Annotated in this window: 21 protein-coding genes; 13 read left to right on the forward strand and 8 right to left on the reverse strand. The window is 69.0% G+C overall.

Translation table 11 applies throughout. From position 1 onward, the window contains the following. Nucleotides 1-22: 22 nt before the first annotated feature. The gene (locus KBY70_RS08310; protein ID WP_254988109.1) at nucleotides 23-1,156 is read right to left on the reverse strand and encodes a cysteine desulfurase family protein; all 1,134 of its coding nucleotides are present in this window, start codon (nucleotides 1,154-1,156) and stop codon (nucleotides 23-25) included. A 20-nt stretch (nucleotides 1,157-1,176) separates the two neighbouring features. Between KBY70_RS08310 and KBY70_RS08315 the strand changes: the two genes are divergently transcribed. Genes KBY70_RS08315 through KBY70_RS08330 form a run of 4 tightly spaced genes read left to right on the forward strand, consistent with a single transcriptional unit; the run spans nucleotide 1,177 to nucleotide 4,146 of the window. Then, nucleotides 1,177-1,677 carry a hypothetical protein gene (locus KBY70_RS08315; protein WP_254988111.1) on the forward strand — a complete coding sequence of 167 codons (501 nt, stop codon included), beginning with the start codon at nucleotides 1,177-1,179 and terminating at the stop codon, nucleotides 1,675-1,677. 20 nt (nucleotides 1,678-1,697) lie between these two features. Further along, nucleotides 1,698-2,441, forward strand: coding sequence for a response regulator transcription factor (locus KBY70_RS08320; protein WP_254988112.1), 744 nt, complete (start codon nucleotides 1,698-1,700; stop codon nucleotides 2,439-2,441). 6 nt (nucleotides 2,442-2,447) lie between these two features. Beyond that, the gene (locus KBY70_RS08325; RefSeq protein ID WP_261356027.1) at nucleotides 2,448-3,464 is read left to right on the forward strand and encodes a pseudouridine synthase; all 1,017 of its coding nucleotides are present in this window, start codon (nucleotides 2,448-2,450) and stop codon (nucleotides 3,462-3,464) included. Continuing rightward, nucleotides 3,457-4,146: an alpha-ketoglutarate-dependent dioxygenase AlkB family protein gene (locus tag KBY70_RS08330; RefSeq protein WP_254988114.1), complete on the forward strand. Its 690-nt coding sequence runs from the start codon at nucleotides 3,457-3,459 to the stop codon at nucleotides 4,144-4,146. Before KBY70_RS08325 ends, KBY70_RS08330 begins: the two co-directional genes overlap by 8 nt. Here the strand turns inward: KBY70_RS08330 and bchM are convergent, their stop codons facing one another. From bchM to KBY70_RS08345, 3 genes are all read right to left on the reverse strand, one after another. Next, the gene (gene bchM, locus KBY70_RS08335; RefSeq protein WP_254988115.1) at nucleotides 4,147-4,851 is read right to left on the reverse strand and encodes a magnesium protoporphyrin IX methyltransferase; all 705 of its coding nucleotides are present in this window, start codon (nucleotides 4,849-4,851) and stop codon (nucleotides 4,147-4,149) included. It lies immediately after the preceding gene. A gap of 54 nt (nucleotides 4,852-4,905) precedes the next feature. Further along, complete coding sequence (locus KBY70_RS08340) at nucleotides 4,906-5,856, reverse strand: hypothetical protein (protein WP_254988116.1); 951 nt, start codon at nucleotides 5,854-5,856, stop codon at nucleotides 4,906-4,908. A gap of 152 nt (nucleotides 5,857-6,008) precedes the next feature. Further along, the gene (locus KBY70_RS08345; protein WP_094560779.1) at nucleotides 6,009-7,175 is read right to left on the reverse strand and encodes an N-acetylglucosamine-6-phosphate deacetylase; all 1,167 of its coding nucleotides are present in this window, start codon (nucleotides 7,173-7,175) and stop codon (nucleotides 6,009-6,011) included. Between the two features lie 69 nt (nucleotides 7,176-7,244). Here KBY70_RS08345 and purE point away from each other — a divergent pair, with 69 nt between their 5' ends. Both purE and KBY70_RS08355 read left to right on the forward strand, forming a co-directional pair. Next, nucleotides 7,245-7,802 carry a 5-(carboxyamino)imidazole ribonucleotide mutase gene (gene purE / locus KBY70_RS08350; RefSeq protein ID WP_254988117.1) on the forward strand — a complete coding sequence of 186 codons (558 nt, stop codon included), beginning with the start codon at nucleotides 7,245-7,247 and terminating at the stop codon, nucleotides 7,800-7,802. After that, entirely contained in the window at nucleotides 7,802-8,908 is a 1,107-nt protein-coding gene (locus tag KBY70_RS08355) for an AI-2E family transporter (protein ID WP_094560775.1), read from the forward strand. Before purE ends, KBY70_RS08355 begins: the two co-directional genes overlap by 1 nt. Here the strand turns inward: KBY70_RS08355 and cysC are convergent. Continuing rightward, entirely contained in the window at nucleotides 8,865-9,527 is a 663-nt protein-coding gene (gene cysC / locus KBY70_RS08360) for an adenylyl-sulfate kinase (protein ID WP_094560773.1), read from the reverse strand. The two genes, KBY70_RS08355 and cysC, sit on opposite strands and share 44 nt — an antisense overlap. Before the next feature lie 60 nt (nucleotides 9,528-9,587). Then, nucleotides 9,588-9,920, reverse strand: a complete 333-nt coding sequence (locus KBY70_RS08365) for a translation initiation factor (RefSeq protein WP_094560771.1) — start codon at nucleotides 9,918-9,920, stop codon at nucleotides 9,588-9,590. Between the two features lie 78 nt (nucleotides 9,921-9,998). On the opposite strand from KBY70_RS08365, the gene trpB reads away from it, so the two are divergent. Beyond that, the gene (gene trpB, locus KBY70_RS08370) at nucleotides 9,999-11,249 is read left to right on the forward strand and encodes a tryptophan synthase subunit beta (protein ID WP_094560914.1); all 1,251 of its coding nucleotides are present in this window, start codon (nucleotides 9,999-10,001) and stop codon (nucleotides 11,247-11,249) included. On the opposite strand, the gene KBY70_RS08375 is transcribed toward trpB, so the two are convergent. Together KBY70_RS08375 and KBY70_RS08380 are read right to left on the reverse strand one after the other, a co-directional pair. After that, nucleotides 11,246-12,154 (reverse strand): HrcA family transcriptional regulator, encoded by a 909-nt coding sequence (locus KBY70_RS08375; RefSeq protein WP_233128627.1) that lies wholly within the window; start codon nucleotides 12,152-12,154, stop codon nucleotides 11,246-11,248. The two genes, trpB and KBY70_RS08375, sit on opposite strands and share 4 nt — an antisense overlap. A gap of 127 nt (nucleotides 12,155-12,281) precedes the next feature. Beyond that, nucleotides 12,282-12,650: a rhodanese-like domain-containing protein gene (locus KBY70_RS08380; protein ID WP_094560912.1), complete on the reverse strand. Its 369-nt coding sequence runs from the start codon at nucleotides 12,648-12,650 to the stop codon at nucleotides 12,282-12,284. A gap of 54 nt (nucleotides 12,651-12,704) precedes the next feature. Between KBY70_RS08380 and KBY70_RS08385 the strand changes: the two genes are divergently transcribed. From KBY70_RS08385 to KBY70_RS08410, 6 genes are all read left to right on the forward strand, one after another. Continuing rightward, nucleotides 12,705-14,327, forward strand: a complete 1,623-nt coding sequence (locus KBY70_RS08385; protein ID WP_254988118.1) for a DUF3352 domain-containing protein — start codon at nucleotides 12,705-12,707, stop codon at nucleotides 14,325-14,327. Beyond that, nucleotides 14,320-14,811: a SixA phosphatase family protein gene (locus tag KBY70_RS08390; protein WP_254988119.1), complete on the forward strand. Its 492-nt coding sequence runs from the start codon at nucleotides 14,320-14,322 to the stop codon at nucleotides 14,809-14,811. Before KBY70_RS08385 ends, KBY70_RS08390 begins: the two co-directional genes overlap by 8 nt. A 25-nt stretch (nucleotides 14,812-14,836) precedes the next feature. Next, on the forward strand, nucleotides 14,837-15,991 hold the full coding sequence (locus KBY70_RS08395; protein ID WP_254988120.1) for a citrate synthase: 1,155 nt from the start codon (nucleotides 14,837-14,839) through the stop codon (nucleotides 15,989-15,991). 24 nt (nucleotides 15,992-16,015) lie between these two features. Then, nucleotides 16,016-17,146 (forward strand): NADH-quinone oxidoreductase subunit NuoH, encoded by a 1,131-nt coding sequence (gene nuoH / locus KBY70_RS08400; RefSeq protein ID WP_094560761.1) that lies wholly within the window; start codon nucleotides 16,016-16,018, stop codon nucleotides 17,144-17,146. A 95-nt stretch (nucleotides 17,147-17,241) separates the two neighbouring features. Continuing rightward, nucleotides 17,242-17,868, forward strand: a complete 627-nt coding sequence (ndhI, locus tag KBY70_RS08405; RefSeq protein WP_094560759.1) for an NAD(P)H-quinone oxidoreductase subunit I — start codon at nucleotides 17,242-17,244, stop codon at nucleotides 17,866-17,868. Continuing rightward, nucleotides 17,865-18,467, forward strand: a complete 603-nt coding sequence (locus KBY70_RS08410) for an NADH-quinone oxidoreductase subunit J (RefSeq protein WP_094560757.1) — start codon at nucleotides 17,865-17,867, stop codon at nucleotides 18,465-18,467. The genes ndhI and KBY70_RS08410 overlap by 4 nt, the downstream gene beginning before the upstream one ends. Nucleotides 18,468-18,506 lie beyond the last annotated feature (39 nt).

Genomic DNA, 18,506 nt, shown 5'->3' on the forward strand with positions numbered 1-18,506 from the left:
GCTTTGATGGAAGTAGCGCTCCTCAGCGCAGCTCCCGCACTGCCGCTGCCACCGCGTCGATTGCCAGGGTAATGTCGGACCCGCTGGTTTCCCGGCCCAATCCGAAGCGAATCGAGGCGGCGGCCTGGGCGCGACTGCGGCCCAAGGCCGCCAGCACATGCGAGGGCGACCCCTGGCTGCAGGCCGAGCCGCTGCTCACGGCGATCCGCCCGCGCAGCAGCCGGTGCAGCCGCTGGCCGTCGACGCCCTGCACCGTCACGTTGAGGTTGTGGGGAAGCCGGGGCGTCAGGCCTCCGTTGAGCTCGATGCTTCCGAGGGCCTGCAGGCCCTCCCAGAGCTGGTCCCGCAGGGCCCCGAGCCGCCCGGCCCGCTCCTCCCGGTCGGCCTCCGCCTGCGTCAGCGCCTCCCCCAGTCCCACGATCAGGGGCACCGGCAGGGTGCCGGCCCGGCGCCCGTCCTGTTGACCGCCGCCGTGCAGTTGGGGTGCCAGCCGCAACCCCGGCCTCACCAGCAGGGCCCCCACGCCCTTGGGGCCGTAGAGCTTGTGGCCGCTCAGGCTCAGCAGGTCGATGCCCAGGGCGTCCATGGCCAGGGGGATGTGGCCGGCGGCCTGGGCGGCGTCCACATGCAGCAGCACCCCCCGCTGGCGGCACAACTCGCCGATGGCGGCTAGGGGCTGAAGCACGCCGATCTCGTTGTTGGCGGCCATCACGCTGAGCAGCAGCACGTCGTCGCCCAGGGCGGCTTCGAGCTGGGCGAGATCCACCAGGCCATCGGGGCCCACCGGCAGCAGCTGCACCGGAAAGCCATGGCGTCCCAGATAGGCCAGCGGATCCAGCACGGCCCGGTGCTCGCTCACCAGGCTCAGCAGCCGCCGGCGGGGATGGCCCTGCTCCAGAGCCGCCTCGCACACCCCCTTGAGGGCCAGGTTGTTGGCTTCGGTGGCACCGCTGGTGAAGATCACCGCCTCCGGGGCGGCGCCCAGGGCGCGGGCCAGCTGGCCGCGGGCCCTCTCCACGGCGGCAGCGGCCTCCAGGGCCGGGCGGTAGAGCCGGCTGTCGGGGTTGGCGCAGTGCTCGCTCCACCAGGGCGCCATCGCCGCCACCACCGCCGGATCGCAGGGCGTGGTGGCGTGGTGGTCGAGGTAGGCGAGCATGGAGGTGCTTCTAGACCTCCATGGTGCCAACCAGAACCCTCACCCTGGTGGCCCTGGCCGCTTTGCTGGCATCGCCTGCCTGGGCGGAGGGCGGTGGGGTGCGGCCTCAGGACGCCCGGCCGCCGGGGCTGATCCTGCTGCAGGAGCGCCCCGGCCTGGGCGGCATGCAGGCGGTCGGCATCTACAACGTCGTGGCCGATCCCAGCAGCCCCGGCCTGTGGCGCATCAAGTTTTGGGACGAGCAGCCCAAGGATGTGAAGGTGCGCAGCGAAACGGTCCGCTGCAGCCCGGCCGCACCGATGCGGGTCACCAGCAATGGGGCCTACCTCTTCCTGCGCGAACTCAACCCCGGCGGCCCAATCACCCCGGCCAACCGCATCGACCACCTGGTGTGGTGGGCCACCTGCTTCCCCGAGCAGGCGGGCAAGGATCCGGCCGGCCTGGCGGCTCTGGCGCTCCAGCTGGGCTACAGCGGCACGCTTCGGGAATCCGAGCAGGTGTTGCCTGGACGGCCCCGCTGAGCGCCTGCAGACTTGCGGCCATGAACCTTGAATCCGATCCCACCCAGGCCACCGCGGCTCCGGAAACCCCGGCCACGCCCGTGCGCCTGCTGCTGGTCGACGACGAGCCCGGCCTGCGCACCGCCGTGAAGGCCTATCTGGAAGATGTGGGCTTCGCGGTCACCACCGCCAACGACGGCGAGCAGGGCTGGACGGTGGCCCAGGAGCTGCTGCCCGATGTGATCCTCAGCGACGTGATGATGCCGCGCTGCGACGGCTACGGCCTGCTCAAGAAGCTGCGGGCCGATGAGCGCCTGGGGGGCACGCCGGTGATCTTCCTCACCGCCAAGGGCATGACCGCCGATCGCATCGCTGGCTTCCAGGCCGGCTGCGACGACTACATCCCCAAGCCCTTCGATCCCGACGAGCTGGTGGCCCGGGTTCACAACGTGGTGAACCGTCAGCAGCGTCTGCTGGCCGAGGCCGCCCGCTTCGCCGACGCCGACATCGGCCAGCTCTCCAAGCAGATCACCGAGATCCGCTCGTTGCTCGCCACCGGTGGCACCAAGAAGCCGGCCACCACTTCGGAGCATGTGTTCACGCCGCGGGAGGCCAGCGTGCTGCAGCTGGTGGCCGAGGGAATGATGAACAAGGAGATCGCCCGGCGCCTGGAAACCTCGATCCGAAATGTCGAGAAGTACGTCAGCCGCCTGTTCATCAAAACCGGCACGGCCAGCCGCACCGAGCTGGTGCGCTACGCCCTCGAGCACGGTCTTGTGGACTGAACCGTCTTGTGGATTGAGCTGCCAGCGGCGTTCAACCGGGGCCACGCCTACCGCGATCGCGTGACTCCCCGCGACGGGGGCCAGTTGTTGAGCGCGTTTTACACAGCCCGCTACCCCCATTCCAGTGCGGCGGTGTGGCGACAACGGCTCGCCGCCGGCGAGATCTGCAGGAACAACCAACAGCTCCAGGCCGATGTCGCCCTCGCAGCCGGGGATGGGCTGATCTGGCATCGGCCCCCCTGGCAGGAAGCCGCCGTGCCGGTGTTGCCCGGCCCCTTGTTCGACGACGGCGACCTGCTGGTGTTCGACAAACCCAGTGGCCTGCCGGTGCTGCCGGCCGGTGGCTTTCTGGAGCACACCCTGCTGGCCCAGCTGCAGGCCCGCTGGCCTGACGCTCGGCCCGTGCACCGCCTGGGACGCTTCACCTCGGGGCTGCTGATCTGCGCCCGCCGCAGCGCCACCCGCGCCTGGCTTAGCGCCCAGCTGCGGGAGAGCACGGCACAACAACAGCGCCTTCAAAAAAGCTCCACAACTGTGACCACATTGGTGAGCCCCTGCCGCAAGACCTACCGGGCCCTGCTGCAGCCACCCGCCCCCGGCTCGCCTCTGCTGGCGCTGGAGCCCGGCGAGCTGCTCAGCCTCACCACCCCGATCGGTCGCTGTGCCCATGGGAGCCTGGGCACCATCTGGGCTGCCGCCCCTGCCGCCCCTGCGGATCCCGCCGCACTGCCGGCCTTGAGCGTGCTGCGCCTGCTGGAGCGGCGCGAGCGGGCCTGGTCGGTGGAGGTCACGATCGCCACCGGCCGCCCCCACCAGATCCGCATCCACACCGCCGCCGCCGGGGCCCCGCTGCTGGGCGATCCGCTCTATGGCCCTGGCGGTGGCGCCCAGGCGGGGGCCCTGCCGGGGGATGGGGGCTACCACCTGCATGCCCATCGGCTGCAGTTGGCCTGCCCCGATGGCGGCCTGCTCGAGTTGGAGGCGCCATTGCCCGAGGCCCTGCGCGGTGCCGCCGATGGTTGAGTTTTTGCATTCGGGGCTTGTTGAACAGACTGTTGAACGCCCTGGTCTGCACCTGCGCCACTGGCCGGCCTGGCTGCCGCCGGCCCGGGCGGCCGAGCTCCTGGCGGCGCTGCAGGCCGAGGTGCCGTGGAAGCAGGAGGCGATCACGCTCTATGGCCGGCGTCACCTGCTGCCGCGGCTCACCTGCTGGATGGCTGATCCCGGCTGCGGCTACCGCTACAGCGGCCTGGCCAACGCGATTGAGTCTTGGTCGCCGGCCGCCGCCGAGCTGCGCCAGGCCCTGCACGAGCTCACCGGCTGGCGCTTTAACTCCCTGCTGCTTAACCGCTACCGCGACGGCCGCGATGCCATGGGCTGGCATGCCGACGACGAACCCGAGCTCGATCCCGCTGCGCCGATCGCCTCGCTCAGCTTCGGGGCCCCCCGCGACTTCCGCCTGCGGCCCCGGCCCAGCCCCCGCCGGCCGCCTGGTGCTCCGCTGCCCGAGGGGTATGGCGAGGAGGGCATCAGGCAAGGCGACCCCTGCGCGCCGTTCAACATCGCGTTGCACAACGGCGATCTGCTGTTGATGGAACCCCCCACCCAGTTGTGGTGGCAGCACGCCCTGCCCAAGCGCCTGCGGTTGGAGCAGGAGCGTCTCAATCTCACCTTTCGGGTGGTGCGCTCAGGCGCGCAGGTCTGATCAGGCCCGTTCGAAGGCGATCAGGCGGGAGAAATAGAAGGGCGCCTTGTTGAGGCTGCGGCGCACGGGCCGGAAGCCGGCCTCGGCGGCGGCGGCCACGATGCCCGCCTCGCGCAGGGTGTAGGCCCGGGTGGTTTTGCTGGGGCCCGGGAACAGCTGGCCGATGCCCTTGAGCAGCGCCAGCAGCGGCGTGTAGGGGGCAAAGCTCACGATCAGGTGCTGCTCCGCCATGCCAGCCAGATGGCGCACCATCTCCTCTGCAGGGGCCTGGGGGTAGTGGATGAACACATCCAGGCAGATCACCGTGTCGTAGCGGCCGCTGAGGCTCTCCAGATCGGAGGCCAGGAAGTGGATGCGCCCCGGGGCGATGCCGGCTTCGACGGCGCGGCGCTCGGCTTCCTGCACCATGGCGGCCGACAGGTCGGAGGCGGCGATCGATCCGGCCCCCAGCTGGGCCAGGGGCAGGGTCAGGCTGCCCACGCCACAACCGGCATCACAGAAGCTGCGCTGCTCCAGGTTGCCCTGCTCCTGCAGCCAGGCCAGCACGTTGTCCACCGTTTTCTGGTGGCCGATGCGGATGTTGCGCTGCACCCGGTTGACGTCCTCGGACTCGCTGTAGATGCGGTTCCAGCGGTCGAAACCTGTGGTTTCGAAGTAACCCTTCACCTCGGCTTTTTCGGCTGCTGTTTCGGCTGCGGTATGCATCGAGCGGGGCAATGGGCCTCTGGATGGGCCGGATCCTAGGGAGCTACCCCCGTCTCAGAGCACCTGGAGTTCACGCCGCACGTCTGCCAAGGGGCGTTCGATCCAGGGCCAGAAGTCCCAATGGAAATCGCGGATCGGCCCGGTTGTGGCGCCGCCGCGCTGCAAGGCCTGCGCGAAGGCAGGGGCATCGAGCTGATCTTTCAGTTTTGGTGCAACGCTTCCCGCCAGGGGATCGGCGATGCCCATTTGGAACTGCAACAGTGCCGGCAGGCCAATCAGCAGGGCGTGGTCCGGGAACAAGCCCATCGCGAAGCCCAGCACCTGCAGTTCGCCGTTGGGATTGGTGGCGTACCCGCCGATCACATGGTGCAGGTCGTGGATGGCCACATAGGCGTAAGGAAGGCCCCTGCGACTCCCGGGGTAAGGGAAGTTGTTGTCGATGTAGTAAGCGTGCAGGCCTGCCCCCAAGCTGCCGGCTGGTGCCGCATTCAGGGCGGCGTAGCGGCTTTCGTGTTCCCGATCGATGCCCACGCCCAGCATTGGCAGGATGAAGCGGGCATAGCCCTGCACCACGCCATCGTTGTTGAGCGCATGGAAGGTGCGGCGGTACATGTCGCCGAAGCTCTTGAGCACGTGCCCGCGGCACACCTCCTCCAGATCGGCCATCGTTTCGGGCTCCACCTGGAGCTCGACGGCGATGCGCTTCAGGAGCTGCACCTTGGCCTGATCGAGCCGAGGCTCCAGGAAGGCCAGCAGCGTGAGCAGTTGCATCACCTCCTGCCGCTGGCGGCGGCTGAGCACCAGCCCCGATAACCCCACTGGGATGGTGGCGGCTGGATCTTTGGGCCAGGGTTGGCCCAACAAGGAGGGGAACAGCGTCGCCAGCAGTTCGCGCTCCCGCTCCGTTGGGCGCTCTTTCCCCTCGGCGCTGATCAGGGCCTCACAGGTTTGGGCAACGGCCCGCACCGCAGCGGGTGGCAGGGAAGCCAGGTCGTGAAACGCCATGGCGCCCGGTTGGTCGTCGGCTGTCCTGTCCTATCCACGCTTTGCTCGTACTGCAACACCCCTCGAGCTGGCCTGCATGGCCGCCACCTCCGTCAGGCCAGCGCCATCGAGGCATCGCTGATGCCATGAATCCGTAGGAAGGACTGCAGCGCCTAGATGGAGGCGGCCACGGCCCGCTGCCACACCAGGCCCTCAGCCCCCGCATGCCAGCGCAGGGCCTCGACCAGGGGCGTGCCCAGCAGCAGCTGGGGCAGGCTGCGGTCATCCCCCAGCACCCGGCGCGGCAGCACGGTGGCCGCGGCGATGGCGCGGCCGGGTTCGCCGGTCCACTGCGCCAGGCGGCGCACCCCCTCCAGCAGCGGCAGGGTGACCCCGGCCAGGGTGCCGTCCTGCAGCCGGCAGCTGCCGTCCTGCACGATCAGCAGCCGTTCATCCCAGCGGTGCTGCCCCTCCCCCAGTCCGTAGGGGGCCAGGGCATCGCTCACCAGCACCACCTGCTCCGGGGCCAGCCGCTGCAGCAGCACGGCCATGGTGGGGGTCACGTGCACCCCATCGGCGATCAGGCCGATCGCCACGTCGCCCCGCAGGGCGGCCGCCGCCACCGGCCCCGGTGCCCGGTGGTGCATGCCAGGCATGGCATTGAAGGCGTGGGTGAGCATCGTCACCCCGCGCGCAAAGGCCTCTTCGGCCTGGGTTTCGCTGGCGGCGCTGTGGCCCAGGCTCACCACGATGCCTCGCTCGGCCAGGGCGGCGATCACCGCTTCGGCTCCGTCGAGCTCCGGGGCGAGGGTCACCAGATCGATGTCGTCCTCGAAGCCGTCGATGCGCTCCAGCAGCGCCGCCAGGCTCGGGGCGGCCAGGTGCTGGGCGGGATGGGCGCCGCGCCGCGTTGGCTCCAGGAAGGGGCCTTCCAGATGGGCCCCCAGCAGCTGGCAGCGGCCCGGGCGATGCCGCGCGCGTGCTTCGGCCAGCACGGTGAGGGCCTGGCGCAGCGGCGCGACGCCGCAGGTCACCAGGGTGGGACAGATCGCTTCGACGCCATCGCGCCAGAGCAGCTCCAGCAGCTGCTCCAGCTGAGGTAGATCGGTGGCGGTGAGTTCCGGGAAGGCCAGCCCCAGGCCGCCGTTGATCTGCAGGTCCACCCCGGCCGGGCTGAGCCAGTCGCCGCCCCAGTCGTCACCGGTGGCCCGGCTGCCATCCGGCAGGGGTTCCACCAGGGCGATCAGGTTGTCGTCGTCGAGGCCAATGCGCCAGCGCTGCTCGGCGCCGTGGCTGCAGCGCCGAGCCTGGGGCAGGCGAACGTTGCTGAGCCAGTGCATGGGCAGAGGAGCGCAGGTGTGGCGTCTGGGCGGTCAGACGTGACAATGCCATTCTCTGCCTGCGCCTGCGTGGTTGCGCTTCCTTCCCCTGGATCGTCTGCGCCGGATCCCGCCCCCCGCGTGGCGGTGGTGATGGGCAGCGATTCCGACCTGCCCACCATGCAGCCGGCGGTGGAGGTGCTGGAGCGCTTCGGGGTGGTGGTGGAAGTGCGGGTGCTCTCGGCCCATCGCACGCCGCTCGAGATGATGGATTTTGCCCAGCAGGCCGCTGGCCGCGGCCTGAAAGTCATCGTTGCCGGCGCGGGTGGGGCCGCCCACCTGCCCGGGATGGTGGCCGCGCTCACCACCCTGCCGGTGATCGGCGTGCCCGTGCAGAGCCGGGCGCTCGCCGGGGTGGATTCGCTCCACTCGATCGTGCAGATGCCGGCGGGCATCCCCGTGGCCACGGTGGCCATCGGCAACGGCACCAACGCCGGCCTGCTGGCTGTGCAGATCCTGGCCACCGCTGACGAACGCCTGGCGGCCGCCATCGCGGCCTATCGCGCTGAGCTGCACGCCCAGGTCACCAGCAAGGACCGCCGCCTGGTGGAGCTCGGCAGCCGCGCCTACCTGGAGCAGATGGGCTGATGCTCGAGCGCCTTGTCCTGCCCCCCTGGTTGAAGGCCGGCCTGGCCCTGCCCCTGCTGGTGCTCAACCTCTGGGTGCTGCGTCAGCTGCTGCTACCCCTCGCCCCCTTCCCGGCGCTGTTTGTGGGAGCCGCCCTGATCGCCTTCCTGCTCGATTTACCCAGCCGCTGGCTGATGGGCCGCGGTCTGCCGCGCTGGCTGGCCACCGCCTTGGTGGTGGGTCTCAGTTTCGGGCTGCTTGCTTTGGCGGCTGTCTGGCTGGTGCCGCGGCTGATTGAGCAGCTGGGCGAGCTGATCACGGCCTTGCCCGGCTGGTTGGCCCAGGGCGAAACGCTGCTGCAGCAATTGCAGGCCTGGGCTGGCACCCGGGGGCTGCCCACAGATTTCGGCGACCTCAGCAGCGAATTGCTCACGCGCACCAGCCTGCTGGCCCGTCAGGTCAGTCAGCAGCTGCTCGGATTGCTCGGCGCCACCGTGGGTCTCACGGTGAACACCGTGATCGTGCTGGTGTTGGCGGTGTTTCTGCTGTTGGGCGGGGAGGGCATCAGTGCGGGCCTCGCCCAGTGGCTGCCGCCAAAGGTGCGGGAGCTGGTGGTAACCACCCTCAATCGCACCTTCCGGGGATACTTCGCCGGCCAGGTGGTGCTGGCGTTGATCCTCAGCGCCGCCCAGATCGTGGTGTTCACGCTGCTGGGCATTCCCTATGGCGTGCTGTTTGCGGTGGCGATCGGCTTCACCACCCTGGTGCCCTACGCCAGCGCCCTGACGATCGTGGTGGTCAGCCTGCTCCTGGCCCTTGACGATCCCCGCACCGGCCTGGAGGTGCTGGCGGCCGCCATCAGTGTGGGCCAGGTGGTCGATCAGGTGATCCAGCCCCGGCTGATGGGACTGATCGTTGGCCTGCAGCCGGCCTGGCTGCTGATCAGCCTGCCGGTGGGGGCCCGGTTGGGCAGCCTGCTGGGGCTGGGCGATCTACTGGGCCTGCTGCTGGCGGTGCCCACGGCCAGCTGCGCCAAGACTTTCCTCGATGCCTGGGGCGACCAGCTGCGGGCTGGGGAGTCGCTCAGCCCGCCTGGGGAATCACGCCCTGGCTTGCCAGGTAACTGAGCACCTGCGCCACCGAGTCCTCCAGGCTCTGGCTGCCGGTGTCCACCCGCAGCTCGGGCTGCTCGGGGGCCTCATAGGGGCTGGAGATGCCGGTGAACTCCTTGATCTCGCCGGCCCGCGCTTTGGCGTAGAGCCCCTTGGTGTCGCGCTGCTCGCACACGTCCAGGTTGGCGGCGCAGTGGATCTCGATGAAGTCGCCGGCGTCCACCAGGTCACGGGCCTTGTCACGGTCGGCCTTGAACGGTGACACGAACGCCGTCAGCACCACCACGCCCGCATCCAGAAACAGCTTGCTGACCTCGCCGATGCGGCGGATGTTCTCCTCCCGGTCGGCGTCGGAGAAGCCCAGGTCTTTGCAGAGGCCGTGGCGGATGTTGTCGCCATCCAGCACGTAGCAGGCCAGCCCCCGCTCAAACAGGGCCGAATTCACGGCATTGGCCAGGGTGCTCTTGCCGGCGCCGCTGAGGCCGGTGAACCAGAGAATGGCGCTGCGGTGGCCCCGCTGCTCGGCCCTGGCAGCCCGGTCCACGGAGGTGTGGTGCCAGGCGATGTTGGTGGAGGCTCCCTGGTTGGTGAGTTCGCCGTAGGGGACCGTTGGCGGGATTGGGGAGGCGGCCATCGCGCTCTGCTGCAGGCTGATGGGCCAAGTATCCCCCGCTGCCGGCGCGGGCCCGAGTGCTCAGCCTCCCGCCTGCTTGGGTCGGTAGCCGGCCTTCTCCAGGGCGGCCAGGGCCGGCGCCACCTGGTCGCCCTGGAGCTCAATCACCCCGTCTTTCACGGTGCCGCCCGTGCCGGCGGCAGCCTTGAGCTGCTTGAGCAGGGTCTTGAGTTCGGCTTCCAGCGCCTCCAGTCCGGTGATCGCCGTCACCAGTTTTCCGCCCTTGCCCGCCTTGGTGCGCTGCACCCGCACCCGCTGCTGGGCCTTGGGGTTGGGCCCGCCAGCGGCACTGCCGGCCGCGGCGCGTTGCAGGCTTTCCGGCTTGCTGAATTCCTGCCAGCCGCCCTTGGCCATGGCTGCTTCTTACGCTGCACTGATCTTGCTCCGCCGCTGGTGACCAGCATCGTCCCCCCCGTGTCGTCTGCTGGCGGCCTGTCTTCGGCTACCGGCCCCGATCCCGCCGCCCTCGAGCTCGCCGCCCGCCCCAATGGCCTGGGTCGCTATGGCCAGTTTGGCGGTCAGTACGTGCCGGAAACCCTGATCCCTGCCCTGGCGGAGCTGGAGCAGGCCGCTGCCGAGGCCTGGAAGGATCCGGCTTTCACCGACCGGCTCAACCACCTCCTGCGCACCTATGTGGGGCGGCCCAATCCTCTTTATGAAGCGGAGCGGCTCAGCGAGCACTACCGCCGCGCCGAGGGCGGCCCACGCATCTGGCTGAAGCGCGAAGACCTCAACCACACCGGTGCCCACAAGATCAACAACGCCCTCGGGCAGGCGCTGCTGGCTCTGCGCATGGGCAAGAAGCGGATCATTGCCGAAACCGGCGCCGGCCAGCACGGCGTGGCCACCGCCACCGTGTGCGCCCGCTTCGGCCTGGATTGCGTGGTGTACATGGGCGCCGAAGACATGCGCCGTCAGGCCCTCAACGTGTTCCGCATGCGCCTGCTGGGGGCCAGGGTGCAACCCGTGACGGCCGGCACCGCCACCCTGAAGGACGCCACCAGTGAGGCGATCCGCGACTGGGTGACCAACGTGGAGACCACCCACTACATCCTCGGCTCGGTGGCGGGCCCCCACCCCTTCCCGATGCTGGTGCGCGATTTCCACGCCGTGATCGGTGAGGAAACCAAGCGCCAGTGCCACGAGGCCTTCGGCCGCAATCCCGATGTGCTGGTGGCTTGCGTGGGCGGTGGCTCCAATGCCATGGGTCTGTTCCACCCCTTCGTGCCCGACACATCCGTGCGGCTGGTGGGCGTGGAAGCGGCCGGCGATGGTGTGGCCACCGGCCGCCACGCCGCCACCATCACCGAGGGGCGGGTGGGCGTGTTGCACGGTGCCATGAGCCTGTTGCTGCAGGACGAGGAGGGCCAGGTGCAGGAGGCCCACTCGATCAGCGCCGGCCTCGATTACCCCGGGGTGGGCCCGGAGCACAGCTACCTGAAAACCATCGGCCGCGCCGAATACGGCGCCGTCACCGATGCGGAGGCCCTCGAGGCCCTGCAACTTCTGTGCCGCCTGGAGGGCATCATCCCGGCCCTGGAAACGGCCCACGCCTTCGCCTGGCTGGAGAAGCTCTGCCCCACCCTGGCCCCCGGCACCGAGGTGGTGCTCAACCTGTCGGGTCGCGGCGATAAGGACGTGAACACCGTGGCCGAGAAGCTCGGTGATCAGATGGGGGGCTAACCCAACAGCCGTTCCAGCACCTGGGCCACCGACTGCACCGCGGCCCGGGCAGTGGCATAGGCCATCCGCATCGGACCCACCAGGGCCACCTGGCCGATGCCGCCATCGCCGCTGCGGTAGTCGGCCTGCACCACCGCGCACTGATGCAGGGCCCGGTGCGGATGCTCGGCGCCAATCCAGATGCCCGGTTGGGGCAGGAGCTGTTGGGGGGCATCCTCCACCAGCTCCACCAGGGGCCGCAGGCTGAGGGTCTGGCTGAATTCCGGTTGCGCCAGCAGGCCCGCCAGGCCGGTGGTGACGGCGCTTTCACCCTCCAGCTGCCGCGATTGCCCATGGCTGGTCAAGGCCTGGCGCAGCACGGCGCCGCTGCTGCGCAGATGGGACGGCAAGGTGCCCCAGTCGATCGCCCCGCCCTGGAGCTGGGCGCTGACCCAGCGCTCCAGGGCGGCCAGCTCGGCTACGGCCTGGGCGGGCAGCCGCAGGTTGAGGCTGCTGGCGGTCGCGCCCCCCTCCACCAGAAACACCAACAACCGCTCGCCACTGGCCACCAGCCGCAGCGCCTGCAGCTGGGGTTGGTGGCGTTGGGGGCGGGTGATCAGGCTGAGCAGGCCGGTGAGATCGGCCAGGCGCCGGCTCAGGTGCAGCAACAGGTCGTCGAGGGCCGCCCACTGCAGGCTCAGCCCGGTGAGCTCTCGCTCGAGCTGCAGGGCCGCTGCGCCGGGGGCGGGCAGCAGCTGGTCGACATAGGTGCGGTAGCCCTGCTGGCTGGGGATCCGGCCGGCGGAGGTGTGGGGCTGGGTGAGCAGGCCGCGTTGCTCCAGGGCCCCCATCGCCGAGCGCACTGTCGCCGGACTGGCTTGCAGCCCAAAGCGCCGCACCAGGGTTTGGCTGCCCACCGGTTCCATGGTGTCCACGTAGTGCCGCACGGCGAGCTGGAGCACCTCCTGCTGCCGAAGAGGCAAGGGGCGGGGGGACGGAGACTGCAAGCGAACGCTGCAGGGGTGCGGCGATCGTAGGCAGACACCGCTGGTCTCAGTAGCGGGGCACGCCGGGATCCACTTCGATGCTCCAGGCATCGATGCCCCCCTGAACGTTCCACACTGCGCCGTAGCCGTGTTCCTGGATCAGCCAGCAGCCCAGGTGCCAACTGCGCACGCCCGCATGGCAGAGCACCGCCACGGGGCGGTCGCGGTCGAGCAGCTGGTGGAGGTTGCCGATCCAGTCGGCGGAGCGGCTCAGGGGGAGGTGCACCACGGGGCAAGCCAGTTGGGCCAACTCCAGTTCGGCGTCTTCGCGCACATCCACCAGCTGGATCGGCTCGCCCTGCTCCAGTCGGGCCTGCAGCTCGCGCGCCCGGATGGTCTGCGGTGTGCCGGCCTCGGGGCGGTCTGGATGGTGCATCTCGGGCACGGGGGGTGGGTTGGGGTCAAGATGGGCCCATCCTGCGTGGGGCGCATGAAGGCCCGCCCGTTTCTGGCGGTCGTGCTGGCGGTAGCGTTGCTGTTGCTGAGCCTGGCGGCCGGCGGCTGGTGGCTGGTGCTGCAGCGCTCCCCGTTGCAGTTGCAGCATCAGGCCCTGGTTCCGCCGCAGGCGGCCCGATTCGTGCCCCGGCAGGCCGCGCTGAGCCTCTACCTGCTCACCGATGGGAAGCAACCTGTGGGCTACGCCCGGGCGGTGGCGCCCACCCGCGAGCGGCGGGCGGCTGTGGCGGCGGTAGCAGGCCTGCGGGACGGCGCCTTCGCGGCGGCAGGCCTGGATTACCCCGGTGAGCTGGCCCCCTGGCTGGGCCGCGAACTGGGTCTGGCCCTGTTGGCCTCCGAGCCTGGTGCGGCCCCCGATGGTTGGTTGTTGTCGCTGCGCAGCCGCGATGCCGATGGGGCCCGCCGCTTCCTGCAGCGCTTCTGGCAGACCCGCAGCCTGGCCGGCACCGATCTGCAGATCAGTAGCTACCGCGGCATGGGGCTGATCAGTGGCCGCGGCGCCCTGGTGGGCACCACGCCGGTGCCGATCGCCACCGCGCTGATCAACGACGACCTGGTGCTGATCGCCTCCGGCCGCGGCGTGCTCGAGCAGGCCCTCGACGTGTCCCAGATCGACGAACTCAACCAGGCCGCCAGCCCCCGCTTCCGCCAGGCCGTCCAGCGCCTGGGCCAGGGTGCTGCCCTGCTCACGGCCCGCCCGGAGGCCCTGGGGTCCTGGCTGGGCCTGCCTCCTGCATTCACGGCGCCGGGAGCCGTGCAGGAGCTGGTGGCCAGCCTGCGCCCCGATGGCCGCTCACTGGTGCTGGATGGTTGGCTGCAGGTCGGCCCGGATGTTGAGCCCAAGGCTCTTCTGCCCGTCCCCGCTGCAGGCGCTGCCACCGGTGCCGCCCTGCTGGAGGCCCTGCAGGCCCCTTCCGACAGCCTGGCGCTCGTGCAACAGCCCGCGGCCTGGCCCGCGCTCTGGCAACCGCTGCTGGCGGCGGTGCTCCAGGTGCCCGAGGGATCCTTGCCAGCGCAGGTGGCGGCGGCCGATGCCGGCCCGCTGCTGTGGAGCCAGAGCCGCCAGGGCTGGTTGCTCGGCACCGCCGCCGACCAACCCGATCCCGCCGTGCTCGATGGGGCCCTGGCCGCTGAGGGCTTGATTGCTGCCCCCCTGCCTGTGGAGGGTGACACCAGCGTTCGGGTCTGGACCCGCTTGGAGGCGCCGCAGGGCGGTCGTCGTGCGACGCGGGCCGAGTCAGACCAGCTCCAGGCGAGCCTGGCCGGTGCCCGCTCCAGCCAGGGGCGCCTGGCTTGGTGGGGGCAGACCCTGGCGGTGCTTCAGGAGCAGCGCGACTCCCGCCAGCCTCCCCGGTTGCGGCTGGAGCAAGTTGCCGCTCTCGATCTGCCCCAGGCGCCCCTGCAATGGGCGATGGGTGGTGAGCGGGCCCGGTCTCTGTTGCAGCGCTGGAGCACCTGGCAGCTGCTCTCGGGCTTGGCGGGCCATCCCCTGGCTCCGGGGGTGCAGGGGCTCAGCCTCGGCCTCGCCGCGGCCCCAGATGCCCCCCCCGACGGGGGAGCCGGTGTGCACCTCAAGGCGCGCCTGGGTTTTGGCTGAGCGCGAACTGCTGCTTTGGCGCCATGGCCTGGCCGAGGAGCGTCACCCCGACCTCCCGGATAGCGCGAGGGCCCTCACGCCCGAGGGGATCCGCCGCACGGCGGCGGTGGCGGAGCAGCTGCACCGGCTGCAGCTCGATTGCGATCAGCTGCTGAGCAGTCCCCTGCGGCGGGCGGTGCAGACCGCGGAGCTGGGCGTGGCAGCTGGCCTGGCCGCCGGTTTCGTGGTGGAGGCCAGCCTGGCCCCAGGGGGCGATCCGCGGCCGCTGCTGCAGCCAGGCGCCTGGCGGCGGTTGGGCCTGGTGGGCCATGAGCCGGATCTGGGCCACCTGGCCTCCAGCCTGCTGGGGGCGCCGGCGGGCACGCTCACCCTCCGCAAGGCCGGCATCGTGATGATCAGGCTCGGGGCGGCTGGTGCCCGCCTGGAGGCCCTGATCGGCCCTCGGTTGCTGCGGCTACGGCAGTCGTCGCGCCGGTCGCCGTAGGTTCGCAGCATCGATCGCGTCGCGCATGGCAGCAAGCGGAGCTCAGGCCCCGAGCCTTTTTCGCCCTGGGTTGGAAGGGGTGCCGGCCACCCAGTCGTCGATCTGCGACATCGACGGCCAGCTGGGGGTGTTGACCTACCGCGGCTACCGCGTGGATGAGCTGGCCTCTCAGAGCACCTTCCTGGAAACGGCCTATCTGCTGATCTGGGGTGAGCTGCCCACGGCGGATCAGTTGCGGGAGTTTGAGCACGAGGTGCAGATGCACCGGCGGGTGAGCTTCCGCATCCGCGACATGATGAAGTGCTTCCCCTCAGGCGGACATCCGATGGATGCCCTGCAGAGCAGTGCGGCGTCGTTGGGGCTCTTTTATTCCAGGCGCGCTCTGGACAACCCCGAATACATCGTTTCGGCGGTGGTGCGGCTGATCGCCAAGATCCCGACGATGGTGGCGGCGTTCCAGCTGATCCGTAAGGGCCAGGACCCGATCCAGCCCCGCGACGACCTGGCCTATGCGGCCAATTTTCTCTACATGCTCACGGAGCGGGAACCCGACCCCCTGGCGGCCCGCATCTTTGATGCCTGCCTGATCCTGCACGCCGAGCACAGCCTCAATGCCAGCACCTTCAGCGCCCGGGTGACGGCCAGCACCCTCACCGATCCCTACGCGGTGGTGGCTTCAGCGGTGGGCACCCTGGCGGGCCCCCTGCACGGCGGTGCCAACGAAGATGTGCTGGAGATGCTGGAGAGCATCGGCACGGAAGATCAGGTGGAGCCCTGGTTGGATCGGGCGATCGCTGGCAAGCAGAAGATCATGGGTTTCGGCCACCGCGAGTACAAGGTCAAGGATCCCAGGGCCGTGATCCTGCAGAAACTGGCCGAGGAGCTGTTCGATCGCTTCGGCCACGACCCGATGTACGACCTGGCCCGCAAGCTCGAGGAGGCCGCCGCCCAGCGCCTGGGACCCAAGGGCATCTTCCCCAACGTCGACTTCTATTCAGGCCTGGTGTATCGCAAGCTCGGCATCCCGGAAGACCTGTTCACGCCGATTTTCGCCATTGCCCGCACAGCTGGTTGGCTGGCCCATTGGAAGGAGCAGCTGGGTGCCAACCGCATCTATCGACCCTCCCAGATTTATACCGGTGAGGCTGGGAGAGACTGGCAGCCCATTGGTGCCCGCTAAGTTGCCCCCATCTGAGCTGCCGCCATGCTGACCAACACGGCTCCAGGCCTGGATCTGGAAGCCAGCTTTGAGCAGGCCCTGCAAGGGCTAGGGCTGAGCCCGGCTGCGGCCCACATGCTCTGGCTGCCGCTGCCGATGGTGCTGGTGCTGGTCGCCGCCGTGGTGGGTGTGCTGGTGAACGTGTGGCTGGAGCGCAAGATCTCCGCCGCCGTGCAGCAGCGCATCGGCCCGGAATATGCCGGTGCCCTCGGTGTGCTGCAGCCGATCGCTGACGGCATCAAGCTCGTCTTCAAGGAAGACATCATCCCGGCCAAGGCTGATGGCCTGCTGTTCACCCTGGGGCCAGTGCTGGTGCTGATCCCGGTGATCCTCAGCTGGCTGGTGGTGCCCTTCGGGCAGCACCTGCTGATCAGCAACGTGGGGATCGGCATTTTCCTGTGGATCTCGCTCAGCAGCATTCAGCCGATCGGCCTGCTGATGAGCGGCTATGCCTCAAACAACAAGTACTCCCTTTTGGGTGGCCTGCGAGCCGCTGCCCAGTCGATCAGCTACGAGATCCCCCTGGCACTGGCCGTGCTGGCGGTGGTGATGATGAGCAACTCGCTCAGCACCGTTGACATCGTCAACCAGCAGACCGGGGCCGGCATCCTCAGCTGGAACATCTGGCGCCAGCCGGTGGGCTTCGTGATCTTCTGGATCTGCGCCCTGGCCGAATGCGAGCGCCTTCCCTTCGACCTACCGGAGGCCGAAGAGGAGCTAGTGGCTGGCTACCAAACCGAGTACTCCGGCATGAAGTTCGCCCTCTTCTATCTGGGCAGCTACATCAACCTGGTGCTCTCGGCCCTGCTGGTGTCGGTGCTCTACCTGGGTGGCTGGGGCTTCCCGATTCCTGTGGAGTGGCTGGCCGGTTGGCTGGGTCAGCCGATCGATGCGCCCTTGGTGCAGCTGATCACCGGCTCCGTGGGCATCGTCATGACCGTGCTCAAGGCCTACCTGCTGGTGTTTCTGGCCATCCTGCTGCGCTGGACCACACCGCGGGTGCGGATCGACCAGCTGCTCGACTTGGGCTGGAAGTTTCTGCTGCCGATTGCCCTCGTCAACCTGCTGATCACCGCGGCCCTCAAGCTCGCCTTCCCGATGGCCTTCGGCGGTTGACCCCCTGTTTCGGCAGGCCTCCGGCCCGGCCCCACTCCAGACCAGCCATCATGGGCTGACACTCTCCGACCGCATTCCCCCTCAGAGCCAGCTCCATGTTTGGGTTCCTCAAGAAAGTCGGCGACTACACCCGCGATGCTGTGGGTGCGGCCCAGTACATGACCCAGGGTCTGGCGGTGACCTTTGACCACCTACGGCGCCGGCCGGTCACCGTCCAGTACCCCTACGAGAAGCTGATCCCCTCGGAGCGCTACCGCGGCCGGATCCACTACGAATTCGACAAGTGCATCGCCTGCGAGGTGTGTGTGCGGGTCTGCCCGATCAATCTGCCAGTGGTGGATTGGGTGATGAACAAGGCCACCAAGAAGAAGGAGCTGCGCAACTATTCGATCGATTTCGGGGTGTGCATCTTCTGCGGTAATTGTGTGGAGTACTGCCCCACCAACTGCTTGTCGATGACCGAGGAATACGAGCTGTCCACCTTCGACCGCCACAGCCTCAACTACGACAACATTGCCTTGGGTCGTCTGCCCACCAGCGTGACCAGCGACCCTGCAGTGGTGCCATTGCGGGAGTTGGTCTACCTGCCCAAGGGAGTGATGGATCCCCACGGCGTGCCCGACACAGCCCCCCGCGCCGGCAAACTGCCGGAGCAGGTGCTCGAAACCCTGCCGAAAGCCGAGCCCAAAGCTCCCTCCCAGCCCAGTGGAGACGCGTCATGACCATCGCCTCCACCACCCAGCTGATCTGTTTCGTGGCCCTCTCCGCCACGCTTGTGCTCGGGGCCCTTGGGGTGGTTTTGCTGCCCAACATCGTCTACTCCGCCTTTCTGCTGGGCGGGGTGTTTCTGTCGGTCGCAGGTCTGTACCTTCTGCTCAATGCCAGCTTCGTGGCAGCTGCCCAGGTGCTCGTCTATGTGGGCGCTGTCAACGTGTTGATCCTGTTCGCGATCATGCTCGTGAACAAGAAGGAAAACCTCGCGGCCATTCCAGGCCTGGGGGTGCGTCGTCTGTTGTCGGGCGCCGTCTGCGGTGGTCTGTTTGTGTTGCTGATCCGGGTGGCCTTCACCACGCCCTGGGCCCTGCCTGGACCCGAGCCGGTTGGCGAGGAGGCGACCATCCGGATCGGCGAACACCTGTTCAGCGACTATCTGCTGCCCTTTGAGCTGGCCTCGGTGCTGCTGTTGATGTCGATGATCGGTGCGATCGTGCTGGCGCGCCGCGATGTGCTCAGCAGCGATGTGATCACCGGCGAAGCGGCGGATCAGGGCCTGATCGAGAAGGAGCGCACTCCGTTGCTGCTGGAAAAGTCTCCCCGTTGAGGGGGCATTTGATCCCCCGTCTGCTTGATCCAGTCCCCA

The sequence above is a fragment of the Cyanobium sp. ATX 6E8 genome, from assembly GCF_024346335.1.
Lineage (GTDB): Bacteria > Cyanobacteriota > Cyanobacteriia > PCC-6307 > Cyanobiaceae > Cyanobium_A.